The sequence below is a fragment of the Amycolatopsis echigonensis genome, from assembly GCF_014174495.1.
GTDB lineage: Bacteria > Actinomycetota > Actinomycetes > Mycobacteriales > Pseudonocardiaceae > Amycolatopsis > Amycolatopsis echigonensis.
On the sequence record NZ_JACJHR010000196.1, the window covers coordinates 1 to 2,876 of the forward strand.

Below are 2,876 nucleotides of genomic sequence, written 5' to 3' on the forward strand. Positions count from 1 at the left end.
TCGCTGCATGCGGGCCAGCCTCGCCAGCTGGTCCGGGGCGAACCACAGCGCCCCGGCCCGGTCTCGCTCTGGGTCGAGCAACCCGAGCGCGACGAACCGGGTCACCAGGTCCGGGTGGGTGCCGGTGGCGCGGGCGAAGGATTCCAGGTCCAGCCACCCACGCCGGTTGTGGTCGGGATCGCGCTGGTAGCGGATCAACGCATAGCTCATCGGGGCACCTGGGATCGAACTGTCGGTCATGACCGCCTCCTCGCCGACGTGCCGCGGGGGTCGAAGGTCGAGGCTGTGGCCAGTTCGGCGAACAGCCGGCGCTCGGCGTCGGTAAGCCGGTCGGGTACCACGATCCGCGCCTCGGCGTAGAGGTCACCGGCCTGGCCGCGCGGGTGGGGCATGCCCTGTCCGCGCAGCCGCAACCGCCGGCCGCTGGAGGTACCCGCCGGGACCTTCACCTTGGTCTGCCCGCCGGGGGTGTCCACCGCGACCGTCGCGCCCAATGCGGCTTCCCATGGCGCCAACGGCAGATCGACGGTCAGGTCTCGTCCGTCGACGCGGTAGCGCGGGTGCGGTGTCAGCCGCACCACCAGATACAGGTCGCCCGCTGCCGCGGCGTTGCCGATGCCCTGGCCGCCTTGCCCGGCCAGCCGGATCCGCTGCCCGTCGGTCACCCCGGCGGGAATGGTCACCCGCAGCGTGCGCGGCCCGTCGGGGCCGGGCAGGGTCAGCGAACGCTGCCCGCCCCGGTATGCCTCCTCGACAGTCAATTCGAGTTCGGCCTCCTGGTCCGCGCCCCGCACGGACTGCCCGCGGGCGCGGGCGGTGCGCTGGCCGAAGATGCTGCCGAACAGGTCCTCGACATCGAACTCGCCGCCGAACCCGGCACTGAACGGCGACCCGCCGAACCCTCCGCCGGGCCCGGTGTTCACCCAGACCCGCTCACCACCGGAACCGGACCGCGCGCCGGTGCCGGCGCGGGCGCGCTGCCAGGTCTCGGGGTCGACGCCCTCGGGCACCTGCCGGAAGTCCGGCCCGAACGCGTCGTAGCGGCGCCGCGTCTCCGGATCGGAGAGCACCTGGTACGCCTCGGAGACCTCCTTGAACCGATCCTCGGCCCCCGGTTGCTTGTTCACGTCCGGGTGGTACTTGCGCGCCAGCGTGCGGTAGGCGCGCTGGATCTCCTCCTGACTGGCGGTGCGCGACACCCCCAGCGCCTCGTAGAAGTCACGAGCCACCGAGCGTCACCCCCTGTCCCGCTCGTCTCGGGATCCGTCATCGGCGGCGCGGGCGGCGACCACGACCGTCGCCGGACGTAGTTGCCGGTCGGCGTCACCGTAGCCGGGGCGCAGTACCTCGACCACGGTGCCGGGCTTGGCCTCGGTGTCCGCGCGGGTGGACACGGCCTCGTGCCGGGTCGGGTCGAACGCCACGCCGTGGTCGTCGCGGCGTGGGTAGCCCAGTCCGGCCAGCACCGTCAGGGCCTGGTCGCGGACCGCGCGGATGCCCTGCACGATCGAGCCGGGGTCGGCGTCGGCGTGGGTCAGGGCGAGGTCGAGGTTGTCCACGACCGGCAGCCAGGCCGCGGCCACCCGGCCGCGCTCGTCAAGGCGTTGCCGTTCGCTGTCTCGGGCTACCCGCTTGCGCAGGTTGTCCAGCTCCGCGGCGGTACGCCGCCACCGGTCTTCCAGCTCGGCCACTTGTGCCCGCAGCCGAGCCACCTCGTCCTCGGGCTCGGCCTGGTCGGCCGGGGCGGCCGGGTCGGTTTCGGGAGCGGGCGGCTCGGCCCGCTCCCGCACGAACCGCTCCTCCCGCGGCTGCTGCTCGCCGACCGTCGCTCGGCCGCCGGGGTCGAGGTGCTCGCCGGGGCCGGAGCGGATGCGGTCCTCGGCCATGGCGTGCCCTCCTCTCACTCGCTGGTGAACTCGGCGTCGATCACGTCATCACCGCCGCCGTCCCGCCGGGCGCCGCCACCGGCCTGATTGCCGGCGGTGCCTCCGGCCGCGGTATCCAGGCCGTAGAACAGCTGCTGCAGCTCCGAAGTCAGCTCCCGCAGCCGCTCGATACCGACGGTGTCGTCCTTGACGGCCTGGTGAGCGTCGCCGATGAGTAGCTCCGCGCGGGCCTTCTCGTGCGCGGGCGCGGCGTCACCCAACTCACCGAGGCGCTTCTCGACCTGGTAGGCGATGGTGTCCAGGGTGTTGCGGGCGTCGACGCGCTCGCGGATCTTGGCGTCCTCGCCGCGGTGCCGTTCGGCGTCGGCGACCATCCGCTCGACCTCACTCTGGTCGAGGTTGGAGCTTTCGCTGATGGTGATGGTCTGTTCGGCGCCGGTGTCCTTGTCCTTGGCGGAGACGTTGAGGATGCCGTTGGCGTCGAGGTCGAAGGTGACCTCGACCTGCGGCACCCCACGCGGGGCGGGCCGGATGTTCTCCAACCGGAACCGGCCCAGCACCCGGTTGTCCGCCGCGCGTTCCCGCTCACCCTGCAGCACCACCACATCCACGGCGTTCTGGTTGTCCTCCGCGGTGGAGAACACCTCGCTACGCCGCGCCGGAATGGTGGTGTTGCGCTCGATCACCTTGGTCATCACCCCGCCCAGGGTCTCCACACCGAGCGACAGCGGAGTGACGTCGAGCAGCAGGACGTCGGACATCTCGCCCTTGATCACCGCGGACTGCAGCGCCGCGCCAAGCGCGACGACCTCGTCCGGGTTGACCGTCATGTTCGGGTCCTTGCCGCCGGTCAACCGGCGCACCAGCTGCTGCACCGCCGGGATCCGGGTCGAACCGCCGACCAGGATCACCTCGTCGATGTCGTTCGCGGTCACCTTCGCATCCGCCATCGCCTGCTGCACCGGGCCCATGCAGCGCTCCACCAAGTCC

4 protein-coding genes are annotated in these 2,876 nt (G+C 72.1%); all 4 read right to left on the minus strand.

Translation table 11 applies throughout. The features are described from left to right. Nucleotides 1–240, minus strand: a 240-nt coding sequence (locus tag H5411_RS46105) for a MerR family transcriptional regulator (protein WP_183127976.1), incomplete at its 3' end; no start/stop codon positions are given. Continuing rightward, nucleotides 237–1,229, minus strand: a complete 993-nt coding sequence (locus H5411_RS46110; RefSeq protein WP_098085307.1) for a DnaJ C-terminal domain-containing protein — start codon at nt 1,227–1,229, stop codon at nt 237–239. The genes H5411_RS46105 and H5411_RS46110, both read right to left, overlap by 4 nt. 6 nt (nt 1,230–1,235) lie before the next feature. Continuing rightward, complete coding sequence (locus H5411_RS46115) at nt 1,236–1,886, minus strand: nucleotide exchange factor GrpE (protein ID WP_098085305.1); 651 nt, start codon at nt 1,884–1,886, stop codon at nt 1,236–1,238. 14 nt (nt 1,887–1,900) lie between these two features. Continuing rightward, on the minus strand, nt 1,901–2,876 hold a 976-nt coding region (locus H5411_RS46120; RefSeq protein WP_183127977.1), incomplete at its 5' end, for an Hsp70 family protein.

What these genes read in the sequence shown, in the direction of transcription:
- H5411_RS46115 (WP_098085305.1), bottom strand. Translation starts at nt 1,886, where the DNA reads ATGGCCGAGGACCGCATCCGCTCCGGCCCCGGCGAGCACCTCGACCCC.